This window comes from Telluria sp. ZB4P37, from assembly GCF_059685855.1.
Map to the genome: position 1 here is coordinate 525,089 of NZ_JCASID010000001.1, position 25,829 is coordinate 550,917.

General features: G+C 59.6%; 24 protein-coding genes. 23 read left to right on the top strand and 1 reads right to left on the bottom strand.

Features of this window, described 5'->3' with window-relative positions; all coding sequences use genetic code 11:
* Position 1 precedes the first annotated feature (1 nt).
* The 10 genes from AC56K1_RS02635 (at position 2) to AC56K1_RS02680 (ending at position 9,123) form a co-directional block, all read left to right on the top strand.
* Positions 2 to 1,195 (top strand): beta-ketoacyl-ACP synthase, encoded by a 1,194-nt coding sequence (locus AC56K1_RS02635; RefSeq protein WP_497156279.1) that lies wholly within the window; start codon positions 2 to 4, stop codon positions 1,193 to 1,195.
* Positions 1,192 to 1,650, top strand: coding sequence for a hotdog family protein (locus AC56K1_RS02640; protein WP_497156280.1), 459 nt, complete (start codon positions 1,192 to 1,194; stop codon positions 1,648 to 1,650). Before AC56K1_RS02635 ends, AC56K1_RS02640 begins: the two co-directional genes overlap by 4 nt.
* A complete protein-coding gene (gene fabG, locus AC56K1_RS02645; protein ID WP_497156281.1) occupies positions 1,647 to 2,381 on the top strand; it encodes a 3-oxoacyl-ACP reductase FabG in 735 nt (244 codons plus the stop codon). The genes AC56K1_RS02640 and fabG overlap by 4 nt, the downstream gene beginning before the upstream one ends.
* Entirely contained in the window at positions 2,378 to 3,610 is a 1,233-nt protein-coding gene (locus tag AC56K1_RS02650) for a beta-ketoacyl-ACP synthase (protein ID WP_497156282.1), read from the top strand. Before fabG ends, AC56K1_RS02650 begins: the two co-directional genes overlap by 4 nt.
* Before the next feature lie 11 nt (positions 3,611 to 3,621).
* Positions 3,622 to 4,209: a hypothetical protein gene (locus AC56K1_RS02655; RefSeq protein WP_497156283.1), complete on the top strand. Its 588-nt coding sequence runs from the start codon at positions 3,622 to 3,624 to the stop codon at positions 4,207 to 4,209.
* A gap of 80 nt (positions 4,210 to 4,289) precedes the next feature.
* Positions 4,290 to 4,736 (top strand): excinuclease ATPase subunit, encoded by a 447-nt coding sequence (locus AC56K1_RS02660; protein ID WP_497156284.1) that lies wholly within the window; start codon positions 4,290 to 4,292, stop codon positions 4,734 to 4,736.
* Between the two features lie 3 nt (positions 4,737 to 4,739).
* A complete protein-coding gene (locus AC56K1_RS02665; RefSeq protein ID WP_497156285.1) occupies positions 4,740 to 5,360 on the top strand; it encodes a 4'-phosphopantetheinyl transferase family protein in 621 nt (206 codons plus the stop codon).
* A 225-nt stretch (positions 5,361 to 5,585) separates the two neighbouring features.
* Positions 5,586 to 6,746 carry a hypothetical protein gene (locus tag AC56K1_RS02670; protein ID WP_497156286.1) on the top strand — a complete coding sequence of 387 codons (1,161 nt, stop codon included), beginning with the start codon at positions 5,586 to 5,588 and terminating at the stop codon, positions 6,744 to 6,746.
* Between the two features lie 481 nt (positions 6,747 to 7,227).
* On the top strand, positions 7,228 to 7,827 hold the full coding sequence (locus AC56K1_RS02675; RefSeq protein WP_497156287.1) for a LuxR C-terminal-related transcriptional regulator: 600 nt from the start codon (positions 7,228 to 7,230) through the stop codon (positions 7,825 to 7,827).
* 126 nt (positions 7,828 to 7,953) lie between these two features.
* On the top strand, positions 7,954 to 9,123 hold the full coding sequence (locus tag AC56K1_RS02680) for a glycosyltransferase (RefSeq protein WP_497156288.1): 1,170 nt from the start codon (positions 7,954 to 7,956) through the stop codon (positions 9,121 to 9,123).
* A gap of 215 nt (positions 9,124 to 9,338) precedes the next feature.
* Here AC56K1_RS02680 and AC56K1_RS02685 read toward each other — a convergent pair whose 3' ends face one another.
* The gene (locus AC56K1_RS02685; protein ID WP_497156289.1) at positions 9,339 to 9,971 is read right to left on the bottom strand and encodes a response regulator; all 633 of its coding nucleotides are present in this window, start codon (positions 9,969 to 9,971) and stop codon (positions 9,339 to 9,341) included.
* A 549-nt stretch (positions 9,972 to 10,520) separates the two neighbouring features.
* Between AC56K1_RS02685 and AC56K1_RS02690 the strand changes: the two genes are divergently transcribed.
* From AC56K1_RS02690 to AC56K1_RS02750, 13 genes are all read left to right on the top strand, one after another.
* Positions 10,521 to 11,762 carry a GNAT family N-acetyltransferase gene (locus tag AC56K1_RS02690; protein ID WP_497156290.1) on the top strand — a complete coding sequence of 414 codons (1,242 nt, stop codon included), beginning with the start codon at positions 10,521 to 10,523 and terminating at the stop codon, positions 11,760 to 11,762.
* A gap of 194 nt (positions 11,763 to 11,956) precedes the next feature.
* Positions 11,957 to 13,006 carry a GNAT family N-acetyltransferase gene (locus AC56K1_RS02695; RefSeq protein ID WP_497156291.1) on the top strand — a complete coding sequence of 350 codons (1,050 nt, stop codon included), beginning with the start codon at positions 11,957 to 11,959 and terminating at the stop codon, positions 13,004 to 13,006.
* Positions 12,994 to 13,254: a hypothetical protein gene (locus AC56K1_RS02700; protein WP_497156292.1), complete on the top strand. Its 261-nt coding sequence runs from the start codon at positions 12,994 to 12,996 to the stop codon at positions 13,252 to 13,254. The genes AC56K1_RS02695 and AC56K1_RS02700 overlap by 13 nt, the downstream gene beginning before the upstream one ends.
* 261 nt (positions 13,255 to 13,515) lie before the next feature.
* Complete coding sequence (locus tag AC56K1_RS02705; protein ID WP_497156293.1) at positions 13,516 to 14,691, top strand: glycosyltransferase family 4 protein; 1,176 nt, start codon at positions 13,516 to 13,518, stop codon at positions 14,689 to 14,691.
* Positions 14,675 to 15,703, top strand: a complete 1,029-nt coding sequence (locus AC56K1_RS02710) for a DUF354 domain-containing protein (RefSeq protein WP_497156294.1) — start codon at positions 14,675 to 14,677, stop codon at positions 15,701 to 15,703. The genes AC56K1_RS02705 and AC56K1_RS02710 overlap by 17 nt, the downstream gene beginning before the upstream one ends.
* The gene (locus AC56K1_RS02715) at positions 15,687 to 16,862 is read left to right on the top strand and encodes a Gfo/Idh/MocA family protein (RefSeq protein WP_497156295.1); all 1,176 of its coding nucleotides are present in this window, start codon (positions 15,687 to 15,689) and stop codon (positions 16,860 to 16,862) included. Before AC56K1_RS02710 ends, AC56K1_RS02715 begins: the two co-directional genes overlap by 17 nt.
* 2 nt (positions 16,863 to 16,864) lie before the next feature.
* A complete protein-coding gene (locus tag AC56K1_RS02720; protein WP_497156296.1) occupies positions 16,865 to 17,740 on the top strand; it encodes a hypothetical protein in 876 nt (291 codons plus the stop codon).
* 18 nt (positions 17,741 to 17,758) lie between these two features.
* A complete protein-coding gene (locus AC56K1_RS02725) occupies positions 17,759 to 19,393 on the top strand; it encodes a glucosamine inositolphosphorylceramide transferase family protein (RefSeq protein ID WP_497156297.1) in 1,635 nt (544 codons plus the stop codon).
* Positions 19,394 to 19,421: 28 nt separating this feature from the next.
* Complete coding sequence (locus tag AC56K1_RS02730) at positions 19,422 to 20,930, top strand: O-antigen ligase family protein (RefSeq protein ID WP_497156298.1); 1,509 nt, start codon at positions 19,422 to 19,424, stop codon at positions 20,928 to 20,930.
* A gap of 17 nt (positions 20,931 to 20,947) precedes the next feature.
* Complete coding sequence (locus AC56K1_RS02735; RefSeq protein WP_497156299.1) at positions 20,948 to 22,033, top strand: glycosyltransferase family 4 protein; 1,086 nt, start codon at positions 20,948 to 20,950, stop codon at positions 22,031 to 22,033.
* A 28-nt stretch (positions 22,034 to 22,061) separates the two neighbouring features.
* The gene (locus AC56K1_RS02740) at positions 22,062 to 23,180 is read left to right on the top strand and encodes a glycosyltransferase family 4 protein (RefSeq protein WP_497156300.1); all 1,119 of its coding nucleotides are present in this window, start codon (positions 22,062 to 22,064) and stop codon (positions 23,178 to 23,180) included.
* A gap of 26 nt (positions 23,181 to 23,206) precedes the next feature.
* Positions 23,207 to 24,661 carry a lipopolysaccharide biosynthesis protein gene (locus AC56K1_RS02745; protein ID WP_497156631.1) on the top strand — a complete coding sequence of 485 codons (1,455 nt, stop codon included), beginning with the start codon at positions 23,207 to 23,209 and terminating at the stop codon, positions 24,659 to 24,661.
* Positions 24,662 to 24,706: 45 nt separating this feature from the next.
* On the top strand, positions 24,707 to 25,825 hold the full coding sequence (locus AC56K1_RS02750) for a GNAT family N-acetyltransferase (protein WP_497156301.1): 1,119 nt from the start codon (positions 24,707 to 24,709) through the stop codon (positions 25,823 to 25,825).
* The last annotated feature ends 4 nt before the right edge of the window (positions 25,826 to 25,829 follow it).

A 25,829-nucleotide genomic window follows, 5' to 3' on the forward strand; every position in this document is an offset into this window, starting at 1 on the left:
TATGAATCAGGAGATGCTGTACCTGAACGATTGCGCCTTGCTGTGCGCACTGGGCGATGAGCGTGTGAGCATCCGCCGCCGCCTGCTGGTCGATGGCGCCAGCGGCCTCACGGTGTCGGACGTTTGCTCGCCGGGCCGCCCGCTGCCGCTCGGACGCATCGATGCAGCCTTGCCCGACCTTCGGCATTTGCCGCTGCCGATGCGCAGCCGGAACAATGCGCTGGCCCTGGCCGCGCTGGCCCAGATCCGCCCTGCGGTGGACGCCGCCGTTGCCCGCTACGGCGCGGCACGCGTCGGCGTGGTGATCGGCACCAGCACCTCGGGCGTGGGCGAGACCGAGGCCGCCATCGCTGCGCACCAGGCCACGGGCGCACTGCCGCAAGGCTTCCACTACGGCCAGCAGGAGATGTGCTCGCCCGCCGACGTCATCGCGCGCGAACTGGGCGCCGGCGGCCCGGCCTACGTGCATTCGAGCGCCTGCTCCTCGAGCGCCAAGGCGCTGGCCAGCGCCGCGCGCCTGATCCGCATGGGCCTGGTTGACGCAGTCGTCACCGGCGGCGTCGACACCCTGTGCGGTTTCACCGTGGCGGGCTTCAGCGCGCTGGAGTCGGTAAGCGCGGCGCGCTGCAACCCGCTGGGCGCGAGCCGCAACGGCATCAACCTGGGCGAAGGCGCCGCGCTGTTCCTCATGAGCCGCGAACCGGCTGCCGTGGCCCTGCGCGGCTGGGGCGAATCGTCCGACGGCCACCACATGTCGGCGCCCGACCCGGAAGGCGGCGGCGCGCGCATCGCGATGACGGAAGCGCTCGAGCGTGCAGGCATCGCGGCGGGCGACATCGACTACATCAACCTGCACGGCACCGCCACGGTGCAGAACGATGCGATGGAGTCGCGCGCGGTGGCCGCGCTGTTCGGCGTTGATGTCGCCGTGAGCTCGACCAAGCCGTTGACCGGCCACACCCTGGGCGCGGCCGGCGCCGTCGAGGCGGCGTTCTGCTGGCTGGCGATGCAGGACGATAACCCGGAAGGCCTGCTGCCCCCGCACCTGTGGGACAGCGAACAGGACCCGGCGCTGCCCGCCCTGAATGTGGCCCTGCCTGGCGCCCGCCTGGGGCGTCCGATCCGCTACGCGCTGAGCAATTCGTTTGCCTTCGGCGGCTCGAACGCGACCCTGGTGTTCGGGAGGACCCGATGAACCTGCCCGACATCCACAGCCTGGTGCCGCACAGCGGCGCCATGTCGCTGATAGGGCGCCTGCTGGCTGTTGAAGGGGAGACCCTGGCGGCAGAAGTGACGATTTCGCAGGACAGCATGTTCTGCGCCGATGGCGCGGTCGGCGCCTGGGTCGGCGTCGAATACATGGCGCAGGCGGTGGCCGCGCATGCCGGCTATTGCGCGAGCCTGCGCGGCGAACCGGTGCGCGTCGGGTTTTTGCTGGGCGCGCGCCGCTATGCCTGCAGCGTACCAATCTTCCCGGTCGGCAGCGTGCTGTACATCCACGTGCGGCGCGCGCTGCAGGGCGAGAACGGCCTGGGCGCGTTTGATTGCCGGATCGAGGACAGCCGCGACGGCGCCGAACTGGCGACCGCGACGATCACCGTCTTCCAACCTGATAATGTCGAAGAGTTTTTGCAACGGAGTTCAGAATGAGTAGTAACCCAAAAAGCGTGCTGGTGACGGGGTCGTCGCGCGGCATCGGCAAGGCGATCGCCCTGCGCCTGGCACGCGACGGCTATGCCGTGGTCGTGCATTGCCGCGACCGCAGGCTCGATGCCGACGCGGTCGCCGCGCAGATCATCGAGGCCGGCGGCGCCGCGCGCGTGCTGCAGTTCGACATCGGGCAGCGCGATGCGACAGCCGCCGCGCTGGCGGCCGACATCGAGACCCACGGCTGCTATTACGGCGTGGTCTGCAATGCCGGCGTAGCCCGCGACACCGCCTTCCCGGCCATGACGGGGGAGGAATGGGACCAGGTCATCGGTACCAACCTCGATGGCTTCTTCAACGTGCTCAACCCCCTGGTCATGCCGATGGTCCAGCGCCGCAAGCCGGGCCGCATCGTCACCTTGGCTTCCGTGTCGGGCCTGATCGGCAACCGCGGCCAGGTCAATTACAGCGCGGCCAAGGCCGGCATCATCGGCGCCACCAAGGCGCTGGCGCTGGAACTGGCCAAGCGCGACATTACCGTCAACTGCGTCGCGCCGGGCCTGATCGAGACCGACATGACCGCGGACGTGCCGATGGACGAAGCACTCAAGATGATCCCGGCGCGCCGCGTCGGACGCCCGGAGGAAGTGGCCGCCGCGGTCAGCTACCTGATGTCGCAGGACGCGGGCTATGTAACGCGCCAGGTGCTGTCGGTGAACGGAGGCCTGGCATGAACCGCCGCGTCGTCGTCACCGGCATGGCCGGCATCAGCCCCCTTGGCAACGACTGGGCGAGCATCCGCACGCGCCTGGGGGAATACCGCAACGCGATCGTGCGCATGGACGACTGGTCCACCTATGATGGCCTCAACACCCAGCTGGGTGCGCCGGCAGCGCCGTTCGAGCTGCCGAAGCATTACGACCGCAAGGCCACCCGCAGCATGGGCCGGGTGGCGCTGCTGGCCACGCGCGCGACCGAACTGGCGCTGATTGACGCCGGCCTGTTAGAACATCCGCTGCTCACCAGCGGCGAGATGGGCGTGTCCTTCGGCTCGTCGGCCGGCACCACCAGCGCGATCGGCGACTTCGGCCGCATGATCGAGGAGCGCACCACGCGCGGCATCAACGCCACCACCTATATCAAGATGATGGCGCATACCGCGCCGGTGAACATCGGCGTGTTCTTCGGCCTGACGGGGCGCGTGATCACGACTTCGTCGGCCTGCACCTCGGGCAGCCAGGGCATCGGCTACGCCTTTGAAGCGATCCGGGCGGGCCGCCAGACGGCCATGGTGGCCGGCGGCGCCGAGGAGCTGTGCGCGACCGAAGCCGCGGTGTTCGACACCCTGTTCGCCACCAGCGTGCGCAACGACACCCCACACCTCACCCCGACCCCGTTCGACGCCAAGCGCGATGGCCTGGTGATCGGGGAGGGCGCCGGCTGCCTGATCCTGGAAGAGCGCGAGCACGCGCTCGCGCGCGGCGCCACCATCCACGCGGAGCTGGTGGGCTTCGGCACCAACAGCGACGGCACCCATGTGACCCAGCCGAACGCCGCCACCATGCAGACCGCGATGTCCCTGGCGCTGCGCGACGCCGGCCTGGCGCCGGACGCCATCGGTTATGTGAATGCCCACGGCACCGCGACCCAGCAGGGCGACCTCGCCGAGACGCAGGCGACGTCCGCGCTGTTCGGCAAGCGCATGCCGATCAGCTCCCTCAAGAGCTACATGGGCCACACCTTGGGCGCCTGCGGGGCGCTGGAAGCCTGGATCAGCATCGAGATGATGCGCGAAGGCTGGTTCGCCCCGACCCTGAACCTGAACGAAGTCGACCCGCAATGCGGCGAGCTCGATTACATCCGCGGCGAAGGACGCCGCCTGGACTGCGATTACGTCATGACGAACAATTTTGCGTTCGGGGGCATTAACACGTCGCTGATTTTCAAACGCTTAGGCTCATAACAGGAGAATGAATGAATAATCAACGCCGCGTACTGCTGGCCGTGTCGGTGGCCCTTGCTTTGCCGCTGATGAGCGGCTGCGCCACGAAGATCAAGGCTTCGTCAACGCACAATCCAGCCCCGGCGGAAGCGTTTTCCAGCTACGGCCGCATCGAGCTGAAACCGGTGAGCTTCCCTTCGGGCTACCGCGGCAATCCTGCTGCGCTGGCGCGCATTGGCGGCAACCTGGAAAAGAACCTGGCGCCGTCGCTCAAGCAGTGGAACAGCGTGCCAGGCAACGGCCGGGTGCTGACGATCGAGCCGGTGGTTGAAGAGATGTCGTTCAAGAGCGGCGCGAAGCGCGTGTTCCTCGGTCCGTTCGCCGGCAGTTCCGGCGTGCTGATGCATGTCACCTTCCGCGACCAGTCGGGCAAGGTGATCGCGCGGCCCCAGTTCTTCCAGCGCACCAATGCGATGAGCGGCGGCTTCTCGCTCGGCGTCAACGACAACCTGATGCTTACCCGGATCGCGAAGCTGGCCTCCGATTACGTGGTGGCGAATTACGCGCAACCGGTCGGCGGCCCGACCGGAGCGGACGATGTCGCCGTCGCCGCAAACTGAGTTGTTCGAGTAGGGGCGCCATCCCGGCGCCGGTGCAGCTGCATCGATGCAGCTGCCAATCTGAGTCCAAAGGAGAAAACATGAAAAAACTGATCCTGTCCATCGCCGTGACCGCAGCCGCCATCGCCGCCATCGCGCCAGCGCAGGCACGCGACGCCAAGATGATGATGTCGCTCGAAAAAGCGATGACCGCCAACGACGCGCAGTCGCGCCTGGGCGGCGACGTCAAGTTCTACTTCGGCAAGCAGGCCATCCCGAAAGTACTGGAGCAGCTCGGCACCGACAAGACCAGCCAGAAGACCAATTCCTTCGGCAAGTCGCCGGAAACCGCCTGCAACTGGGCCTTCCTGTCGGCCATGCTGCGCCTGCAGGAACGCGCCCGCGCACTGGGTGCGAACGCGGTGGTCAACATCGTCAGCAACTACAAGAATGCCGAGATGTCGAGCGAGACCGAGTTCGAATGCCATGACGGCGCGATGATGACCGGCGTCGCGCTCAAGGGCGATTTCGTCAAGATCAAGCAGTAATCAATGAAGGCAGCGGTGCAGGTGCCGGGCGACACCCTGGTGTGGCTGGCCGATACCGCGGCGCTCACGGACGCCCGGCTGGCGCATTACGCAAGCTGGCTGGGCGAGTCCGAACGGCAGCGCCATGGCCGCTTCATCAGGCCCGTTCGCCGTCGCCAGTTCGTCGCCGGGCGCGCCTTGCTGCGCATGGCGCTGGGGCGGATGCTAACCCTCGCGCCGGCGGAAATCCAGTTGGAGGAACGGCCCGGCCAGGCGCCGGCGCTCGACCACCCCGGCCATTCTGGCATCGGCTTCAGTATTTCGCACAGCGGCCGCTGGGTCGCCGTCGCCGCCAGCACCGACAGCCCTGTGGGACTCGATATCGAGCGCATCGATCCGTCACGCGACGTGCTGGCGCTCGCGCAACAGGAATTGTCGCTTGAAGCGATCGAACAGTTGGGGGCATGTGCGGGCGAAGAACGGATCGCCACCTTCTACCGGCTGTGGTGCCTGCACGAGGCAGGCATCAAGCTGGCAACCGAAAGCGCCGCCGACTACCTGTTTGAACACAACGGGTTTGCCGGCGCCCTGCGCTGCGCGCATCCGCTCGCGGCGGCGCCCGCACCGGCCGTGATCGTACTGTGAAGCGGCCGCTGCCCGGTCGAAGGGTAGCTTGACCCCCATTTTCATAAGTGACTTGAGGTAACTTCTTGCTGCCGCGCCGGCCGCAAAAAGAATTTTCCAGCCTCCGAGGCTTGAGCAAATTGCTCGGTTATGATGTTCTGGATACTGAGCCAGTCCGAACGACAATCGACTTGACGTAAACTGCTCACTTTGCTTATCTATTAGTGCCAGGGCAACTCCTGTGAGATGGCCACTAACATCCACCCGACTCTCAAACTCCTGTTGCTTGTTGTGATCTTCCAAACGCTAGTCGTTGGAGATAGCGGGGGCCATTACGCCGTTGCCGGTGCCAACGCCCGCAACGTGCTCCAGCAGCCATTCGCATCGGACAGCATCTGGAACATGCCAATTGGTAGCGGTGCCGTTTTCGTGGAAGCAAACCTGAATCCGCGCCCGGGAGGAAGCCCCTGGTCATCGATGCCGGGCATCGATGAGGAGAAGCTCATCCTGACGCCGGCTGAGCCACTGACGATGGTTTTTCACAGTAACGCAGCGTGGACCGGCAAGGACCGTTGTGCTGCCACAGGCAGGCTGATGTATGCGGTGCCGATGCCGAGCGATTACATCATTCCTCACAGTGACGAAAACGGCCCGGCTGTATTCCTGATGCCGGATGGCCGCACCCTGGTGCAGACGCAGCCTTTGGCGCGGTGCACCGCCCGCGGTCCGGCAACCTCCTATGCGAGGTTTGAGGATGTTGACTTGTATGGCACCGGAATCACGGGAGCGCATGGCGGCTCGGGCCTGTCGGCAATCGGCGGATCGATTCGTCTCGGTGAGCTACGGCCCGGGAAAAATACAGGCCCGCCACATGCGCTCAAGGTGAACGTATATGCCAGGGAGGCATTATTCAAATGCGCAATGCGTTCGGCCTGCTCGCGCTGGCCCGCCATCACCTCTGACAGCTATGCAGTCGGCTGGTACGGGCAAGCGAGCAACAATACAAATAGCGCGATGAAGATGGGGGCATTGCTGGCCATCCCAGGGAGCCTGTCGATCGCCTCCTTGGGACTTGAGACCGCTCCCGCAATGCAACTGGCCTGGACTTTGCAGAATTACGGCGCCTATATCGTCGACGACACCTATGCCCCTGGGTTCGCTTTCAGCGCCGAAGATGGTCCAGGTGGTGCTAAAAAAGATGAATTCAGGCGCGACTGGGGTTTCGACATGGCCCAGAAGTTGCAGGACGATACCGCGTGGGTGCGGGACATCCAGCGACTGATGGGCGCCCTGCATGTCGTGGCCAATAATGGCCCGTCGAGCATTGGAGGCGGCGGGGTCCCGCGACAACAATTGGCGCAGGGAATTAGACCGCTCGTGGCCGACCCTCGCATGCCTCTACGCTGACCAGTTACCTTTCCCAGGGTAACTCAAACTCTTACGTACTAATGCTTCTGCACATCTATCCAAGCTGCGGATTGAAGCAGGCGAGTGCAGGGTAGCCGCGCGCATCTAACTCATGCATTTATCTTCTGTAGGATTTAGGAACAAAAGGTTCCCTCCTTTGTCGCATTCCTTGATGTGCAACAAGCATAGTCGATTTATTTGTTCTACACTGTAATATGACTTTAAAGATTGATTTTGATCAAGCTTTCTGATTAAACATATTACGAGCGAGTGGAATGCGTGGATGTTTGGTTGCAATTTTTCTTATCCGGGGGACTGCGCGGGCTCTTTCGTTAAATTGAGTAGTAGTGGAGTGTTGATGGTTGAAAAAAAGCAGACTTCCCTCTGGGCGTTTCGATCGCTGGCGTCTTACTAAAAGAATAGGTGATCCGTAATGATAAGCGTTGTATTAGCAAGTAGACTAACCATCGTACGCGAGGGCATGAAACGTATTCTTCTGCAGCAAGAGGATATCAAGGTCGTTGCCGAGGTGAGGCATACAAGAGAGATGCTCGCACAGGAAGGGATCGAGGACGCCGAAGTCGTTGTGGTGGCTCACCCCTCTACCAGCGGAGGGAACGATTACCTTACTAATCTGCAACAGGAGTGCCCTTCGCTTCGCGTGATTGTCGTTGCACGATCCCCTACCTTGCCCCAAATTCTGTCCGAGCTACGCATGGGAGTGCGGGGTCTGCTCAACGCAAGTTGTGCTGTAGGACATCTCCCTGCAGCGATTAGAGCTGTGTCTTCGGGAAAGATATACTTGCACGAAGAGATATCGCGGCTGGTCGCTGCTGACTTGAGGGAAGTTTCGAAAGATCACACGCATAAATCATTGACACCACGTGAGCATGAAATTTTCATGAGACTTGCAGTAGGCTGTAAAGTTTCCGAAATAGCCACCGAGTTAGCCATCAGCGTCAAGACGGTCAGTACGCACAAAGCGAGGTTAATGGAAAAAATGGGAATTATTTCGACTTCGCAACTCATACAATATGCAATTGCCAACAAAATGTTCGATGCCGACCTGTCGACCATATAGAAGGATTCTGGGTGGCCTGTCGAATCCGGAAGCGTGAATGATGGGCGCGGATAGGGACTCACAGGCGCCCACTGCCGCGTGCACATTCAGGTATACATGGCAGGGCGCACGCCAGGGAGATAAGATATGCTGCATTGTCCCGATGACCAGAAGATACATGTGTTGTTCTTCCTTATTTCCCAGAGCGTGGGCGGTGCAGAGTTACATACGATTACCTTGGCGAATGGTTTAGACAAAACAAGGTTTCGCGTATCTGTAATTTACTTAAAGAACGAACTCGACGGAACGGATGTAGCGCAAGGGCTGAGCGAGGATGTCCTTATTTCTTGTGCTGATGTCAGGAAAAAAATCGATATCAAGGCACTGCGCAAGCTGTCCCGTTTCGTCGATCGCGAGTCGGTCGACATTCTGGTATGCACAAATGAATTTGCGCTGCTTTACGGATGGATGACGTTGAAATTCTCCCGATCCCGCGTGGCGTTGGCGGAAGTGTTTCATACGACGGAACTCCGCACGTGGAAGGCCAAGTTGCAAATGGCGTTTTACCGCCGTTTTTTTTATGCGGCCGACCTCGTGGTGTTTGTGTGCGAAAAGCAGCGTGCGTACTGGCAATCAAAGAAGCTGTCGCTTCGATTTTCCTCGGTAATCCACAACGGTATCGATGTAGCGCGCTTCCGAAATGATTTCACCAGTGGCGATGTGTTTTCGTTGCGTGCACAGTTCAATTTTTCCACCTCGGATTTCGTGATTGGAATATGCGCCTCGCTTCGCCCGGAAAAAGCACATCTTGATCTGCTGGACGCGCTTGCCCTGCTGAAGCGACAGGGACACGTGCTGAAATGCATGATCATCGGTGACGGACCTGAGCGAAAAAAAATTGAACGCGCAATCGACGCGCGCGGCCTCCGAAGTGACGTTGCAGTGACTGGTTTTCTCCCGGACGTCCGGAAATATGTGGCCGCGTGTGATGTCATGGTCTTGGTATCACGATATATCGAAACCTTTTCTTTGTCGGCATTGGAAGCGATGGCGCTAAGAAAGCCGATCATCATGAGCGAGGTGGGCGGCGCGGCCGAACAGGTCAGTCATGGCCACAACGGCCAGCTCTTTCCGGCTGGCGATATCGAGGCGCTTGCCAAGTCGATCATCGAAGTCAAGGCGGCGAACGCCGACGGGGAAATGGGCGTGAACGCACGCGAGTCAGTCGTTGATCGTTTTTCGCTGGACATCATGCTGATGAAGTACGATCAGACTCTCCTTGCCTTGGCGCGTCGAAACAAGGAATGTAACCCGTAGCCTGCACCGGGTTCGGCAGCTGCGGCGCTTCGTCAACAATCGCTTTCCGGCCCGGGCGTGCAACGAATCGACTCGTCGTCCGCTGCAGCGGATCGCGCAGCGGTCAGTTTCCGGTTTGCGTCGTTTAGGGCGCACGACGCTTCCCAATGGACGCGTTGCATCGTCTCGCCTTGACCGCATACTGTCTCGACGACGCCCCTTGCCCACTGGGTGTTCTAGTCAAGCAGCTTGCGCGCGACAGCATATTTTACGAGGTCAGCATCCGTAAACAGGCCCAACTGTTGCCTGATCCTGGCCTTGCGGGTTCGTATTACGGGGATGCTCATGTTGCACGCACTGGCGACTTTCGCTGTCGGTGTTCCATCAGCCATCAGGCAGAAAATTTCGAAATCGCTATCGGACAACTTTTCGTGCCGCCGTCCTGTGCGACCGTCCGTGATGCTTTCCGCGATCAGTTCGCATACCGTTTCGCTGACGTAAGGACGGTGATCCGCTGCCGTGCGCAAGGCATAGGCAAGCTGGTGGTCGATACAGTCCTTGGTGATGTAACCGGCAGCGCCCGCCCGTAGCGCCCGCAGTGCGAAATCGCGCTCATGGCGGTGGCTAATGACCAGGATAGGTATGCCACATGCCTGGCTTTTCGCTCTCCGCAGAAGATGCAAGCCGCCTTCCCCGGCCATGGCAATTTCTAGCATGCATACATCCGGTCGATGCTCTCGCAAGGCATGCAGCGTCTCCGCAACAGTACAGGTCTCGCAAACGATACGCAGGTCGCTGTACTTGGCCAGCATCTGCTTGATTCCTTCGCGTGCGAACAGGTCTGAATCACTAATCATCACGTTAATCATTATTCCTCCTTCGAAATCGATTAACTCAGCCAATTAATAAGACAGATGAGATGGTCGACAAGAAACAACTGGCTTTATCACGTCTTGGGATAATACTATCATTCTCTTTATAAAGCGAACTCCTGCGTTGTACGAATGTAGCGTTCTGAAATGCATTTTTTTCCTGAACCCAATTTGGACCGTCGGCTTAGCGATTCGGATTGGTTTGCCGGACGTGTATTTGCGAAGAAATTCGACGCCAACTTCGAGCGACAACGTGTCAATGGCAACTGGTCAATTGTCACCGCTGGCCCTCTTGAATAGGGTGTTGTGGAAACGCGGTAAGTGACGAACTGAAACATCTACCCATTTTGGGATGGCCCGAACATGGTTTTAATGAGGCAATGATCTTGAAAATCTGAAACGTCGTCTATTGCTGAGAATTATCAAATTTCCTTTGGAATATACGCTTTAAAATATTGACCTTCGCCACTTTGATATTTCGCAAACGTTGCGGAGAGGTAGGGCAATAGAATTCAGTCATCTTCTAGAGCTTCCTGACGGAATACCATGCAGACAAATTATGCAAGCAAGGAAATGCATGCCAGCACCACGGCAGTGCGCAGCATTATTTATACTGGCATGCCAGCGACAAGCCGTAGCCGACGCGCTGTTGCCATCCACGAAAATGAGATACCGGAGTTTGTGGAGGCTGCTCTAGAACGAATATATAGCAACATCTACTGCACGGTCAGGCGATTTGGCTTGTACGATTCGCTCGCCGGGGTCAGCACTTATGTGGCAATCGAAGACGGGGAGATTGAAACGCTCATACTCTTTCGCCTTGTTGGCAGGGCGATATATGTTCTGAACCAGCAAATCCAACTGCGCACTGAACAAATGATGGAGTTTTCAGACTCGATATTTGCGCGCTATCGCTTGGCAGCCCGGATTGAATTTTATGCACTTGATATGACCATCGAACGGGCTCGCTGCAGCTTTCCATGTCAGGTGGTACCGCGCCTGGAGGAACAGGTCGTGCAGCTTCCTGTTACGGAAGAGATGTATGTTCAGCACCCCGGAGCACGATCGATTCGCAAATGGCTGAAGATTTTGCGCAAATTGCAAGCCGAGCATCCCACTCATCGGCTCGACGTGCTGCGCCGCGAAGAAATTGGTAGAGAGCATATTCGGGCAGTCGTTGGGCTGGCAGACAAGCGCATGCATTCCAAGCACAAGTCTTCTTACGTCGAAGAGCCCCAGATAGATCGCTTTGCAGAACTGGCGCGGACACACGGTGCCCTGGGATTGATATACATCCATGATGAAATTCGCGCAGGCGTGCTTTGTTACATTGCCGGAAATCGTTGTTTTTTCCAGTTAGTAGGGCACGATCCGGAATGGAATAATTACGCACTTGGAAACATCGTCCAGCTTCAGCTCATTTTGGTCTGTATTCGTGAAGGAATAAAGGAAGTGCTGATGATGGGCGGAGGGGACGAAGCCAAAGCCCGCTTCCTGGCGCATCGAAAAATCCTCCACAGCATCACGGTGTATCGGCCCGGTTCCATGCTCAGTCGCAACTGGAAAAGATATCTCGAGAATGAAACGAAAGTCATGGTTCACACATGTAAAGAAGTCGTCAAGTACAAGACGACAGAATCCGGACTCCTAGGCAAGACGCTGGCCAGGCTGGCCGTTGCCGCGCGGGCAACACGGACGGCCGGGCGGCGAGTGCAGTGGATTGCTTCCCGCCCAAGCCAGCGGCTGCGATGCCAACCGGGCGGACCCGGTGCAAGCGGTGGAACCTAGGGCCTTGCGACGCGACGAGGCGCAGCTTCCCGATTAGCTGGAGTGCAGTCCGGCAACAAGGACGGCCCGACTTCGACGCATGGATATCGAAGCAGCAGCTGCAGCGTGCCTGCGCAGTGCTTGCGCCCGTCCTCTGCGGCACGATCGAGGGGCATGACGTCCGATAAAGAAGCGCACCTAGCCTGGAAGACAACATGAACGACTTTTTGAACGCAACAGGCTTAGGGAATCGCGATGCCGGCGTGTTCCAGTCCATCGTGCACGAACCCTTCCCGGATTCGCTGCATCGGGAGCTCGAGGCACGCTATGAAAGCGTGTTCTGTACGCTGGCGCGCATCCTTGGCACCCAGGCCGGCGACGGCGTCGCGACCTACATCGCTGGTGAGGGCACGGAACCGGCAACGATCGTTGTATTTCGCCGCACCAAGGGCCTCATTACCGTATTGAACGAATACTTCGCCATGTCGGCTTGCGAACTGGAACAGATGGCGCGTCATTTGTTCTCAGCCTTGCCTGGAGTCCGGGTCATCAGCCTGCCGTCGGTGGAAGCCGGGAAGGAGCCCATGTCATATACCACCCAACGTTTCAATTCGAGCGAGGATATTGTCGTATCCCTCCCGACCACGCCAGAAGCGTATCTGGTTGCGCTCGGGAGCAATACGCGCGCCGCTATCCGGCGCAGCGAAAAAATGATGGAACAACGCTATCCGGAAATCGAATTCACGGTGTATGACCGTAATAGCGGTGGCCGCGAATTGATTGACCGGCTGGTGGATCTAAGCCGTCAGAGGATAACCAATAAGCGGCAGGTTCCGTCACATAACGACCGTTCGATAACGGAACTGGTGCGGATGGTCGAGGCCTACGGCGTCGTGCTCGTGGCCAGAATGAGGGGCCAGATATGCGGCGGAGTGATTTGTACGCAGGTCGGCACGCATAGTTACATGCATGTCGTTACGCATGAATCGTCCTTTGATGATATGCGTCTCGGAATGCTGTGCTGCTACAAAAGCATTTGCGACGCGATCCGCCGTGGTGCGCGTGAATATCATTTACTTTCCGGGAAATACGATTATAAATTCCGCTTTCTCGGCCATCAGCGGGATTACGAGAAGATCGTCATATACCGCTCGTTCCTGGGGGTCCTTCCGAACCTTCCAACGTATGTTGAAACGCTGGTTCGTGGAAAAGGACGTTTGGGAAAGCAGCGCTTGGCGGCCTGGAGGCGAAAATGGAAAACATAGACGTTCATAGCCTGGAATCCGGCGGCAAGCCGAACCGGATGCCAATCCAGTTGCCATTGATCTGGAACGAAGCGTCCGATGAGGCAGTCACGGGTTCTCCAGCATTGCCCGATAAGCGCGGAACAGGCGCTGATCCGCCGACAAGCATGCTGCAGCACAATGAAATGATCGCAGCCCAGGCCGGGCTAACGAAAGTCGTTTGCTTGACCTTGTTAGGAATTGGCCTGATTGCCTTGCACCTCTATTAAAGATTCGATGTTCAGCAGTTTTCTCCGATGAGTTCCTGCCCTTGCCGGCAGTGCGGCAGTGCTAACCAATGCTGCCGCCTTGGCCAATCGCCGAGGTAAAAGCCCAGGTGCTGGCGACGCTATTTCGCTAACCCGGCCATATGGAGATTGTAAAGGGCGTCCGCCTACCTTTGATATTTATCAAACAGGGAAGAGTACGCTGGAACATGATTAAATAAAATCAAGTGAATTAGATCAATATCAAGTCGTGCAAGGGGGGCTATGGAAATGCGTAAGTCGATAATCATGCTTGGCACAAGGCCTGATGCGTTCGGCGGCATTGCATCCGTCGTGCAGCACTATGAGTCCGACGGCTTTCTGCAGCGCAAGCAGATCTCCTACTTGCCGACCCACTGTACCGGGAGGCGCTCGGAGAAGATTCATTTGTTTGCAAAAGCGATGAGCCGGGTCATTTACATGTCTATGAACAAGGAAGTTGAACTCGCTCACGTCCATGTCGCGATCAATGCGAGCTTTTGGCGGAAATACAGTTTTCTCCTGGTATTCTTTTTATTCCGTGTTCCTTCCGTTCTCCATATTCATGCCGGCCGGTTTCCAGAATTTTATGCCATCCAATGCGGTCCGTTAGCACGCCTCCTGATCAGGTTTGCCTTCACGCACGTTGACAGGATCATTGTCGTGTCGAATGAACTGAACCGTTGGGTTCGTGACATTACCGGCCGACAAGGGGTGACGACAATCTGTAATCCGGCAATTGTGCAGCCGGCGAATGAGTCCGTATTCCGAACTTTGCCTACGCTGATTTTTTTGGGACATATCGAAGCCGCCAAGGGTGCGTTCGAGCTGATCGATGCGATGGTTGCGATCGTTGCGGCCTGTCCTGAAGCCCGGCTCCAGTTGTGCGGCGATGGACAGGTGGAGGGCGCCCGTGCACATGTTCGTGCGCTGGCTCTTGAGAACAACATAGAGGTATTGGGCTGGGTGGGCCCGAAGCGTCGGGAGCAACTCTTGCAGCAGGCTTCGATCTTTGTGTTGCCTTCGCATTTCGAGGGTCTTCCCATGAGCCTGCTGGAAGCGATGGGGAGCGGATTGCCAGTGGTAGCCACGGCAGTTGGGGGGGTGCCGGAGGCGGTAACCCACGAAGTGGAAGGATTGCTCGTTGCGCCAGGCGATATCGAGGCTTTGACCGCCGCCATCCTCAGGCTGCTGGCTTGCCCGGAAGAGCGCCTCAGGATGGGAATGGCCGGCCGGACCAAGGTAGAGACGCGGTTCTCGAGGAGGAATGCCGTCACGGCGGTCGAGAACCTGTACGAGCAGCTGATATCGACCCGATCCACGAAACCGTATGAGCATCCGCCGGGCCACGAACCGGAAAAGGGTGCGCTGGGCCCGCATCAAGTCATGACAACGGGGGGCGAACATGAAGATCTGGTTTGATTTGTCGAATTCACCGCACATCAATATGTTCCGCGCGATGATTGTGGAATTGCAGCGTGAACATGAAGTCGTGGTCACTAGCCGGCCCCTTTCCAACACCGGCGAACTACTACGGATGCACAAAATCGAACATACCGTCGTCGGGACGCACTACGGACGTTCTTCGTTGCGGAAAGTGTGGGGCTTTCCAGTGCGGGTGACCCAATTGATGCAATTTCTCAAGCACAAACGTATCGACGTGGCGGTGTCGCAAAGCTCGTTTCACTCGCCGGTCGTGGCGCAGTTGATGGGCATTCGCTCTGTCTATCTCAACGATAACGAACATGCCGCAGGCAATGTTCCGGCGTTTGCCTGCGCAGACCGCATCATGGTCCCTGAATTCCTGAGCGCGGGCAGCCTCAGGAAGCAGGGCGCACGCATGAAAAAGGTCACCCACTATCCCGGCGTCAAGGAAGGCATCTACCTGTGGGACTACATGCACAAGCTACCGGCTCAACGCCGGCCGGGTGACGCAGTGACGCGTCCCCGGATCTATATCCGGCCCGAGCCATGGACTGCGCAGTATTACAAGGGTCCACAGAATTTCCTCGACGACGTCATCATCGGCCTGCAGGACCGTGCGGAGGTCACGATCCTCCCGCGCTCGCCCGACCAGTACCGGCACTATTGCAGCCCCGCATTCGCCCGCGCACGCACCCTCGCATCCGTTCTGGACATCCACGCCATCGTGGGAGCCTGCGACCTGTTCATCGGCGCGGGCGGCACGATGACCCGGGAACTGGCGGTATTGGGAGTGCCGACGATTTCGGTCTACCAGGATGACCTGCTCGATGTCGACCGGTACCTGATTGCCGAAGGTGCCTGCGTGCACCGGCCTCGCCTCAGCGCCGACGAGGCCCTGGAATATCTGGATTCCCACTCGCGCGGCACGCCGAATCCTGCGTTGCTTGCAAAAGGACGCTTGGCTTACGAAATGATCAAGGAACAGGTGACAAATGAAAACGCCCAATGACGTGCCCATCCGGATTGCGTTGGCTGGTATGGGGAAGATGGGGTTATCCCACCAGGCCATTCTCAACGCGCATCCGGCCCTCAAGCTGGTCGCCGTCTGCGATCCTGCGAAATACCTGCGCGACATCGTAGCGAAATACACCGGGATGGAAACCTACAGCGATTATCTGCGGATGCTCGACGTTGAACAGCCGGACGCTGTCCTCATCGCGACGCCATCGAAGCTGCACACCTCGATGACGCGTGCTGCGCTGGAACGCAAAATCGACGTCTTCTGCGAAAAGCCTTTCTGCCTCGATGTCGACGAAGGAGCCCGCATCGTCGAGCTGGCCGAGAAAGGTGGCGTGGTAACGCAGGTCGGTTACCACAACCGGTTCGTCGCTACCTTCGAGGAGACCAGAAGGCTGCTGGGAGCAGGCGCAATCGGACAGGTCTATCACGCGCAAGTGGAATGCTATGGGCCGGTGATGATCCGGCAGAAGGGCTCGACCTGGCGCACCAGCAAGACCGAGGGCGGCGGCTGTCTCTATGACTATGCCTGCCACGGCATCGATCTGCTGGGTTACCTGATCGGACCGCCGGAATCGGTTTCGGGGTCGGTGCTGCGCAGCGTTTTTTCTTCCGCCATCGACGACGAAGTGTATTCGAACTTCTCTTATGCGGATGGAAAAACCGCACAGATTTCCGCTAACTGGAGTGACGAGAGCTACCGCAAGATGTCCACGGTGGTCACGCTCTGGGGACTGAACGGGAAGATCGAGGCGAGCCGTCAGGAATTGAATGTCTATCTCAGGTCACCTTGCGACCAGGCGCCGGAACTGAGTGCGGGCTGGAACAAGCGCTATACGACAGAGCTGACGAAGCCGGTCTGGTTCTATCTTCGCGGCGAAGAGTATTCCGCCCAGATCGCTTACTTCGTGGAATCCATCCAGCAGCGCCGCCTGCATACCCATTGCGACTTCCGCTCCGGACTCCAGACGGATGTCGTTGCCGAGATGATCCGCAAGGACGCCGCGGGCATTGCGCCTGTCCAGGCACAGCCTGCGTCTTATGCCGCAGCTGCCGGCGCCGCAGGGCAATGGGGCCGGTCGTGGAAGGGGATTGGCGAATCAATCCTCAGGTCGCCGAAGGCAATTGCCAACGTCCTGAAAGGAGGCTGATCATGGAACGGATCTTGTTTGGAGACAACCAGTTCTTCGGCATCAACCATATGTCGGATGAACACGCACGCAAGCTGGCGATCCAGTTCCAGAACAACGACGCGGTCATGGACATGCTCGATGGCGTGCTGGACGAAGGTATCGAGGTGTTGATGTGCACGACGCATGAGCGTATCGCGGAGATCTGCGGGATCATCAGGCGCAATCCGGCACGCTACCGCAAGCTCAAGCTGTATCCCTGCATGCCTTACGCGCACAAGTATGCGAATGCCGTGTCCGAGCTTGGGATGATCGAAGCAGTCAAACAGTTCCTGCCGAGCGATACGCCGATCCTGTCCGCCATGAAGAGCGGCATCGCCGTTGCCAGGAAAGATGTCGACGTCCTGATACGCGCGCTGATCGATGCCGAAATGAAGATGTTTGAAGGCATTCGCACTCCTGTCATCTTCCTGCAAAACGTGGTGACCGACCTGGCCCTGGGGCTTGGGTTCCATGGAGCGCTGCGCACGTTCGCCCATCATGTGCGCGATGCCTACGACGCCGAGCCGGGGTTCATCACGATGAACCTGCCTTTGCTGCTCGACGCGCTCGAAGGAGTCGGGATAGAAAATCCCATCGTGTGCGCGAACATCAACAAGATCGGCTTTCGCATGTGCGGCGGCCTGGAAGCCTACGAAGACATCGTTGCCACACGCAGTTTTCGCGCTGTGGCGATGTCCGTGTTCGCATCGGGCGCTATTGCGCCGGCGGAAGCGATCGAGTACGTCTGCGCGCAGCGAAAGATCGAATCGATCGTGTTTGGCGCCTCGAGTTTGCGCAATGTACGCCAGACGAAACAGCTGATTGATCAATTCAGTAGCCCTTCGCTGGTTTCGTAGCGCTCGCCCTCATCGATCATGAATATATTAAAGATTGCCCTTATCGTCGATCCGCGCCGGATCGACAGCTATGCCATTGCGTTTTGCGCATGGGCGAATACGCAGCCGGGCATCGACCTGTCGCTGGCGGTGGCAGGCGCCGCCGGCGGTGCCGGGCCCGGAACCCGGTCCAGGCCCGCCAACACGATGTGGCGGCGCTGGGTCGGCCGGACCGGGAAGGCAGCCTTCGCTGGCGGCGTGATGCTGGCGGAGCGCGTCCTGCTGAGCTGCTACAAGGCGCACCGCTCACATCTTGCAGTTGCAGACATTACCGATATCCCTGCCATGCGCTCGCTGCCGAGGTTCTACCTGACGGGCTTCAATGGCGGCCCATCCGATGCCGCTGTCGATCTTTTCGTCCACCTCGGCAATAACGTTGACATTCCAGACAACATGCCGGCACCGCGGCTGGGAACGATGTTCATCGACTACCGCCGCGACAGGATCACGGCGGCGGCGCCGATCGGTTTCTGGGAGGCCTACCATTGCCGTCCCAACACGAGTTTTGCCATCGTCAACCTGGCGACGCCCGGGGCGCGCAGGCAGGTTCTGGTCGAAGGGGGCTTCCGGACCAAATTTTCCTTCCTGCTGAACCAGGTTCATCTTTTTCGAAAAGCACAGGCGCAGTTGCAAAAGCTGCTGCTCGATATTGCTGCCAGCGGCAGGCTCCCTGCAGCGCGCGATACGGTGCCTTACTCCGGAAGCTGCATGGCGCCACCGAACGGCGCCGAGTCTGCCGTGTACATGGCCAAGCTCCTGGGCCGGCTTGCGTTGCGCACGACGCGCCGGATCTTGAAGATCCAGCATCGGTGGAACCTGTGCATCACGCATTCAGGCTGGCGCGATGCCACCCTGTGGCGCGGCATCCGCGTGTCGGCGCCGCCGGGCCACTTCTGGGCAGACCCTTTCCTCCATGTGGTCGGCGGCAGGACCTACTGTTTCGTCGAAGACTACGTGTATGCAACGGGCCGCGCCCATATCTCGGTGCTGGAAATCACGGAGACCTCGGTCAACTGTCTTGGTGTCGCGCTAAGGGAAGACTTTCACCTGTCGTTCCCGTTCATCTTCGAATATGGTGGCCGCACCTACATGTGCCCGGAGGCATCCGAAAGCAACCAGGTCCGGATCTATGAGTGTGACGAGTTTCCGCGCCGCTGGTCGCTCCATTCAATTGCAATCGACAATATCTCGGCGGCGGATTCGATCTTCTTCGAGCACAAGGGAAAGTGGTGGCTGCTGACGAGCGTGGACCGCTCCGGGCTGAGCGACCATTGCTCGGAACTGTGTCTGTTCTCGTCTGATTCGCCGCTCGACGGCCAATGGAAACCGCATCCGGCCAATCCGCTGTGCATCGACACCGACATGGGACGCAACGCCGGGCTCATCATGGATGAAGGACGAATCTTCCGAGCGGCCCAGCGGCAGGGATTCGACCAGTACGGGGAGGGGCTTGCGCTGTTTGAAATCCTGGTGCTCGACGAAGCACATTACCTCGAACGCAAGGTGACCGACATCCGGCACGATTACCTGGACCGTTCGCTCGGCAGCCACCATATTTCGTCCAAGGGCAACGTGACCGTCGTTGACTACAAGACGCACTGCTTCGCGCCTTGATGAGATGTCACACCACCGGGAGGACGTAATGCGCGATACATCGACCCTGGCGCAGTACCTGGAGCGCCCCCGGCATCCGGCCTGGAACTTCATCGCGAGCTTCCTCGCGTGCATCGTTGCAGCACTTCTTGTCGGGCTGGTGTTCGACCGGGTTGGGTTGGCCCGTACCGCCGCCCTGATCGCAGGCGCCTTCATCGTCATGCTGGGGCTGCGCGATTTCAGGATATTCGCGGTGGTGGTCGTATTCCTGCTGCCATTGGTTCCGATCCGCCTCCTCTCGCAGGCCGTGGCGGGCCTGTCCGGCCTGCGCATCATCGGAATGGCGATCCTGATGACGGCGACAGCCGTGTTCATCGCAGTGGCCGTGCGTCCAGGGCAGCTTCGCTTCCCGGCCTGGCGCCCGGTTTTTCTCGCCTACCTGCTGGTCTTCGTTTTCGCGGCACTCAACGGCGCCCGCTCGGTGTCGCAGATCCCCGCCTATTTCAATGTGCTCGGCGTCTTCAGCGAGACGACGGCGCTCGGCTACCTCCAGATCATGCTGTTCGCCCCAGGGCTGGTGATCGTCGCCTCGTATGTCATGGCCCTGCTGGCGGCTAACACCAGGCGGCCTGCCTGGGTGACGGTCCCGGTGCTTGCTTCGGCAGTCCTGCTGTCCGCACTGCTGTGCCTGGTCGCCACGGGTACGTCGTCGACAGTGGACGAGCTGGCCCAGCAGGAGTCGCGCAGGCATCTGTCGGTGCTCGGGCCACATGCGAACGAACTTGGCCTGGTGCTGAACATGGCGCTCGCGCTGGCGCTGTGCTCGCTGGGACAGGCCCGCACCAGGGCCGCTACGCTGTGGCTCGGCGCAGGGTCGCTGGTACTGGCCGCAGGAATCCTGCTGACGTTTTCGCGCGGCGCCTTTCTCGGGCTGCTTGTCGTCATGATCTACGCGCTTCTCGTGCGCCGCAAAGGAGGCTGGCTGCCGCTGGTGCTGGCTGCCCTGGCGCTGACGGTGGCGGCCATGTCGGATGCCGTGGTCGGAAGGGTCTTGCATGGCATCGGCGGCAATGATATCGACCTGATCAGTTCAGGCCGCGTCAATGAGATTTGGCGCCCCCTGATTCCGGAAATCGCCAGGCACCCATTGTTCGGGAGCGGACACGCTTCGATCCTGTGGTCCGAGGCAGCGCAGTCCCGGTCCATCCTTCCGGTGGGACACCCCCACAGTGCGTACCTCGCATCGTTGCTCGATGTCGGGGTTGCCGGTTCGATCATTACCCTGGTGTTCTTCGTCCATATGTGGCGGATGTTCTGGCGCGTTGCCCGCGACGGGCAAGTCCACGGCTTGCGCGGATTCTTCCTTGGCGCCGCCGCCTGCATACCCTTGCTTCTGGTACAGGGCATCACCGACGACAGCTTCATGCCTGGCTTTACCCATGTCTATCTCTGGCTGGCCTACGGCGCCGCGACCGGGATCAGCGCCCGGCGCGATCGCATTCCAGCCGCACACCGCCGGGCCGAAGCCCTGGAGCGACCCACAAAGGATATCCGATGAAAGTGTGTTTTGTTGGCATGGACAACCTGCCGGTGCTCGCGGAGGAATTCAATGCCCATGGCATCGGCGGCGAGCAAGTCCAGCAGACGTTGCTGGCGAAGGCCCTCGTGCGGTACGGCTTCCAGGTCAGCATGGTCGTCTACGATTATGGGCAGCCGGACGCTGCCGAATGGGATGGAATCATGACGCACCGTTCCTTCAAGCAGGCCGCCGGGCTCCCCCTGCTGCGGTTTGTGTATCCGAGGTGGATCAAGACCTGGGCCGCGCTCCGGAAAGCCGATGCCGACGTCTACTACCTGAGCTGTGCCGGCATGCATCTGGGCCTGGTCTCGCTGTTTTGCAGCACCTATCACCGGAAGCTGATTTTCCGGGTGGCCCACGATAGCGACTGCACGCCGGACGCATTGCTGATCAAGTATTGGCGTGACAAGAAGCTGTACGAGTATGGGCTGCGCCATGCGCACCGCATCCTGGTCCAGACCCAGCGCCAGTACGAGGCCATGCTTGCGAATTACCGGCGTGGCAGCATGGTGGCGCGCATGCTGGTCCAATCCAGCGAGACGCCGGTCGAACGCACCATCGATGTGTTATGGGTCAACAACGTGCGCCAGTTCAAGCGGCCGGACCTGCTGCTTGCCCTGGCCCGCCGGATGCCGGACCTGCGGTTTCGCATGATCGGTGGGGAGCAGCCGGGCTCCAGGAGCCTGTATGCCAGTATTGCCGAAGATGCTGCGCGTATCCCGAACCTCGATTTCCGCGGGCGTGTGCCCTACCACCAGATGGCGCAGCACTACGCTGGTGCGCATGTCTTCGTCAACACGTCCGACAGCGAAGGTTTTCCCAACTCCTACCTCCAGGCCTGGATCCATGGCACGCCGGTCGTCGCTTTCTTCGATCCGGATGGTGTGATCCGGCGCGAGCGCCTGGGGCATGCCGCCGGCACCATGGACGAGATGGAACAAAGGGTACGCGAACTCGTCTCGGATCACCGCCAATGGCAGGAGAGCAGCGAGCGCTGCCGGGACTTCATGGCCCGGCATTACGCGGAGCAGGATGTGATCGCGCCCTACGTGCAAGGTATCGAGGAGGTATGCCATGGATAAGACGAGAGGCCCAAGGCAGGTCCGGGTCATGTTCCTCGTCGTATCGGCGAGCATGGGCGGCGCGGAAAGCCATGCGCTTGCCCTTGCGAAAGGCCTTGACCGTCAACATTTCGACGTGTCGCTGGTCTACCTGAAAGACGAAGCGGAATCCCCCCAGGCCCACGCCAGGGTGCAGGACGGCGTCTTCGTGTTCTGCCTGGGCGCCGACCGCAAGCTGGACCTTGCAGCTGTCCGCCAGCTCGGCGCCTACGCAAACGCCAAGGAGATCGATATCATCGTATGCGTCAATCCTTACCCCCTGGTCTACGCATGGATGCTGCGCTTGATGTCGAAGCGCAGGGTGCGCATTGTCGAGATCCTTCACTCCGCGGCGCCATTTCCAATGGAATCCTGGCTGCAGATACTGGCATTGCGCCCCTTGTTCTGGATGTCGGATCTGCTGGTGTACATGGGCAAGAACCAGCGTTCGTACTGGGAGCGCCACCTTCTGACGGCAAGAAGGACGGAAGTCGTGCGTCATGGCGTGAATCTGGACCGCTTGCGCAATGATTTTCCTGTAGCGGAGAAGGGCCTGTTCCGGGCAGCGCATGGGTTCGCGGAAAGCGATTATGTGGTGGGCGTTTGTGGGGCCCTGCGGCACGAAGAAGGTCATGCGGACCTGGTGGCCGCGATCCATGCGGCACGTGCGGCCGGTACGGACGTGAAATGCCTGATCATCGGAGACGGGCCGATCCGCGCGGCGATCGAATCCATGGTCGAGCGCCTGGGGCTGCAGGACGAAGTGAAAATCACCGGATCGCTACAGGATGTACGGCTCGCCATATCATGCTGCGACGTGATGGCGGTGCCGACGCGCAGCGAAACGGTGTCGCTTGCCGCACTTGAATCGATGGGGCTGGGCAAACCATTGATCATGGCGGATGTCGGCAACGCGTCGGAATTTGTCGAGCATGAAAAGAACGGGCTGCTCTATCCGCAGGCCGATGTCTCGCACATGGCGCGGCATATACAGCGCCTGTCCAACCGAAAGCGACGCGCGGCCTTTGGCAGCGCCAGCCTGGCAAGAGTGCATAGCCAGTTTTCGCTTGCACATATGGTTGATGCCTATCACCGCATCCTCCTGAACCTCTACCCGCGTCAGGGTTGACGGGCATGGCCGGGCAGGCGCGCCAGATGGGGATCGGGAAATCCGCGGCAGTGCTGACTGCCGGAGGAATGGTCGAATTCGTCCTGCAATTCCTGGTGCCTGTCGTCCTTGTCCGCAACCTCGATACTGCGACCTTCGGGCAGTACCGGTTCCTGACGCTGATGCTGGGTACGGCGCTGGCCCTGGCCCCCGCATTCATGCCGCAATCGCTGTATTACTTCCTGCCCGTGGCGTCGGAAGAACGCAGACGGGCGGTGATCGGCAATGTGCTTGTGTACCTGGCCGTCATGGGCTGCTTTGCCGCCATCGTCGCCAGCCCGCTCAACCCGGCAGGAGGTCTTTCACTCCACAAGCTTTTCCACGACACGCATGGCGGTTCGGCCGTCTTCCTCGGATTATCCGTTCTGCTGTCGATCACGACCACCCTTGCCATTGCGGAGGGGCGCATCATCTGGCAGTTTTCGGCCGACCTGGGTATTGCCCTTGTCCGGACTGTCCTGATCTTCATGGCCGCCATTTTTACCCATGAGCTCGCATGGGTCGTTGCCGCGCTCGTCATGGAGACCGTATTGCGGGTCGCCGTCACGCTTGCCTATCTGCGGACCAGGCCCGGCGGGGGGCAGGTCCGCTGCGAGCCAAAGCTCATGGCCGTCCAGCTTCGCTATTCCTTACCGTTTGCAGTGGGAGCCAGCCTGTATGGCCTGCGGGTCCAATCCGATCAGTGGATTGCCGCTTCCATTTTCCCAAGCGCGGCCTTTGCCGCGCTGACGATCGGTGCAGTCGTCCTGCCCGTCGCCACCCTCATTCGCCAGCCGATCAACAGTGCGATGCTGCCCAGGCTCGGCGCCGCATTCGCATCGGGCAGCTATGTGGAAGTCCATCGCCTCCTGCTCAAAGGGAGCTCCGCGGCGACGCTGCTCCTCGTGCCAATCGCAGGCACCCTGTTTGTGCTGGCGCCCGAAATTGTCGAGCTCGTCTATACGGCGCAGTACCTTGCCGCGGTGCCTGTCATGCGCGCCTACCTCGTCCTGATCATGATGCAATCGTTTGCCATCGGTTACGCAATGCCGATTCTCAACCTGGGCAAGCTTGCGGTCCGCATCAATGCCGCAGGCCTGGTCGTCTCGATCGGGATCAGCGTGGCGGGTGCCTGGTGCTTCGGTCTGGCCGGCGCGGCATTGGGCAGCGTGGTGGCGTTCGCCTTATGCGAAGCGGTTAACTTGCATGTCATCGCTCGACTGTTAGGCACATCGATTTCTGACATGTTTCCCCGGCGCTTAGTCCTGATCACGGCCGGAGCCGCCGCCTTTGGCCTGGTGGCGACCTCGTTCTACGAAACTGCGGGCGGTGGCGACCTATGGCTGGGCATCGGCTGGAAGCTGGGCCTGTTTAGCGCCGTCGGGGCCGCAGTCTTCACTATCGCAGGGGGGCTGGCGGAAGTGCAGCGAATACGCGGCGTGCCCAGTGCGCGAAAAATGTAAGGCCAGGCCTGGCGCAAGCCGCCATGACACCGAAGGAGCGAGGACATGATCTTGAATATTTGGCCGGGAAAGCATTCCAGGGCTTGCGATCAGATGCGTGCAGAGACATACATCTATGAAAATGGCATTCCCGATTTTGCCGAAGCGACGCTGGAGTCGCTGTATGAATGCCATATGACGACCATGCTGCGCTTCCAGCAATATTATCCGTTGCATGCGGCAAAGACCTATGTCTCCCGGAGCGGCGACGGTATTGACGCGCTGTTTATTTTTCGCAAAGACAAGGACGAAGTCCATGTTTATAACGAGCAAATTCCCATTTCCCCCTTACAGCTGAGGCAATTTGCGGAAGCGGTCTTCCGCCATTACCCGGATGTCCGCCGGTTGTCCCTGTACGCGGTCGATGCGCCAACCGAGACGCTCCCATTTCCGCACCAGCGCCTGGAATGTCTTGAAGATATCTCGCTACTATTGCCTCATAGTCATGGCGAGTACATCGGTATGCTGGGAAAAAAAATGGCCGCGAACATCAAGCGTTACGACAAGAAACTGATGTCGGACTTTGCTTCTGTCAAGAAGGAGTTTCTTGCGACGGTCAAGGTGCCAGACAATATCCTGCATCGGATTATCGAGTTTAGCCGGATGAGGATGGCGGTAAAAGGCCAAACCTGCTACCACACAGACGAGGAAACACAAAAGATGATTGCCTTGGTAAAACGCTATGGCATTGTCGGCACCGTGACGATCGATGGGGAGTTGTGTGCCGGCGTGATCATGTTGCGCATCGGCTCGACGTATACCATGCTGACCATCGCTCATCACCCGGATTACGATCGCTACAATCTCGGCACGCTCAGCTGTTATTACGGCATTACCCATGCAATCGAGAACGGTGGAAAACGGTTCAATTTCGGTTGGGGACCCTACGAATACAAGTACCGCCTGCTGGGACAACATACGGAGCTTCACCGGATTCATGTTTACCGGACGCCTGCTGCCCTGGCGGTGGACGCGCCGGCCATTTGCAGGCGCGCGCTCCTTGCACGCCGCCGCGATCTTAAATTATGGATGGGACATCCCCCTGCCGATGAGCATAAGGCCGCTCGACTACTCAGGCGCGCCTTGAATGCGGCCCGCGTCATGCGTGCAAATCTCGGTTCCTAACACA

What these genes read in the sequence shown, in the direction of transcription:
- AC56K1_RS02635 (WP_497156279.1), top strand. Translation starts at nt 2, where the DNA reads ATGAATCAGGAGATGCTGTACCTGAACGATTGCGCCTTGCTGTGCGCA.
- AC56K1_RS02640 (WP_497156280.1), top strand. Translation starts at nt 1,192, where the DNA reads ATGAACCTGCCCGACATCCACAGCCTGGTGCCGCACAGCGGCGCCATG.
- fabG (WP_497156281.1), top strand. Translation starts at nt 1,647, where the DNA reads ATGAGTAGTAACCCAAAAAGCGTGCTGGTGACGGGGTCGTCGCGCGGC.
- AC56K1_RS02650 (WP_497156282.1), top strand. Translation starts at nt 2,378, where the DNA reads ATGAACCGCCGCGTCGTCGTCACCGGCATGGCCGGCATCAGCCCCCTT.
- AC56K1_RS02655 (WP_497156283.1), top strand. Translation starts at nt 3,622, where the DNA reads ATGAATAATCAACGCCGCGTACTGCTGGCCGTGTCGGTGGCCCTTGCT.
- AC56K1_RS02660 (WP_497156284.1), top strand. Translation starts at nt 4,290, where the DNA reads ATGAAAAAACTGATCCTGTCCATCGCCGTGACCGCAGCCGCCATCGCC.
- AC56K1_RS02665 (WP_497156285.1), top strand. Translation starts at nt 4,740, where the DNA reads ATGAAGGCAGCGGTGCAGGTGCCGGGCGACACCCTGGTGTGGCTGGCC.
- AC56K1_RS02670 (WP_497156286.1), top strand. Translation starts at nt 5,586, where the DNA reads ATGGCCACTAACATCCACCCGACTCTCAAACTCCTGTTGCTTGTTGTG.
- AC56K1_RS02675 (WP_497156287.1), top strand. Translation starts at nt 7,228, where the DNA reads ATGAAACGTATTCTTCTGCAGCAAGAGGATATCAAGGTCGTTGCCGAG.
- AC56K1_RS02680 (WP_497156288.1), top strand. Translation starts at nt 7,954, where the DNA reads ATGCTGCATTGTCCCGATGACCAGAAGATACATGTGTTGTTCTTCCTT.
- AC56K1_RS02685 (WP_497156289.1), bottom strand. Translation starts at nt 9,971, where the DNA reads ATGATTAACGTGATGATTAGTGATTCAGACCTGTTCGCACGCGAAGGA.
- AC56K1_RS02690 (WP_497156290.1), top strand. Translation starts at nt 10,521, where the DNA reads ATGCAGACAAATTATGCAAGCAAGGAAATGCATGCCAGCACCACGGCA.
- AC56K1_RS02695 (WP_497156291.1), top strand. Translation starts at nt 11,957, where the DNA reads ATGAACGACTTTTTGAACGCAACAGGCTTAGGGAATCGCGATGCCGGC.
- AC56K1_RS02700 (WP_497156292.1), top strand. Translation starts at nt 12,994, where the DNA reads ATGGAAAACATAGACGTTCATAGCCTGGAATCCGGCGGCAAGCCGAAC.
- AC56K1_RS02705 (WP_497156293.1), top strand. Translation starts at nt 13,516, where the DNA reads ATGGAAATGCGTAAGTCGATAATCATGCTTGGCACAAGGCCTGATGCG.
- AC56K1_RS02710 (WP_497156294.1), top strand. Translation starts at nt 14,675, where the DNA reads ATGAAGATCTGGTTTGATTTGTCGAATTCACCGCACATCAATATGTTC.
- AC56K1_RS02715 (WP_497156295.1), top strand. Translation starts at nt 15,687, where the DNA reads ATGAAAACGCCCAATGACGTGCCCATCCGGATTGCGTTGGCTGGTATG.
- AC56K1_RS02720 (WP_497156296.1), top strand. Translation starts at nt 16,865, where the DNA reads ATGGAACGGATCTTGTTTGGAGACAACCAGTTCTTCGGCATCAACCAT.
- AC56K1_RS02725 (WP_497156297.1), top strand. Translation starts at nt 17,759, where the DNA reads ATGAATATATTAAAGATTGCCCTTATCGTCGATCCGCGCCGGATCGAC.
- AC56K1_RS02730 (WP_497156298.1), top strand. Translation starts at nt 19,422, where the DNA reads ATGCGCGATACATCGACCCTGGCGCAGTACCTGGAGCGCCCCCGGCAT.
- AC56K1_RS02735 (WP_497156299.1), top strand. Translation starts at nt 20,948, where the DNA reads ATGGACAACCTGCCGGTGCTCGCGGAGGAATTCAATGCCCATGGCATC.
- AC56K1_RS02740 (WP_497156300.1), top strand. Translation starts at nt 22,062, where the DNA reads ATGTTCCTCGTCGTATCGGCGAGCATGGGCGGCGCGGAAAGCCATGCG.
- AC56K1_RS02745 (WP_497156631.1), top strand. Translation starts at nt 23,207, where the DNA reads ATGGGGATCGGGAAATCCGCGGCAGTGCTGACTGCCGGAGGAATGGTC.
- AC56K1_RS02750 (WP_497156301.1), top strand. Translation starts at nt 24,707, where the DNA reads ATGATCTTGAATATTTGGCCGGGAAAGCATTCCAGGGCTTGCGATCAG.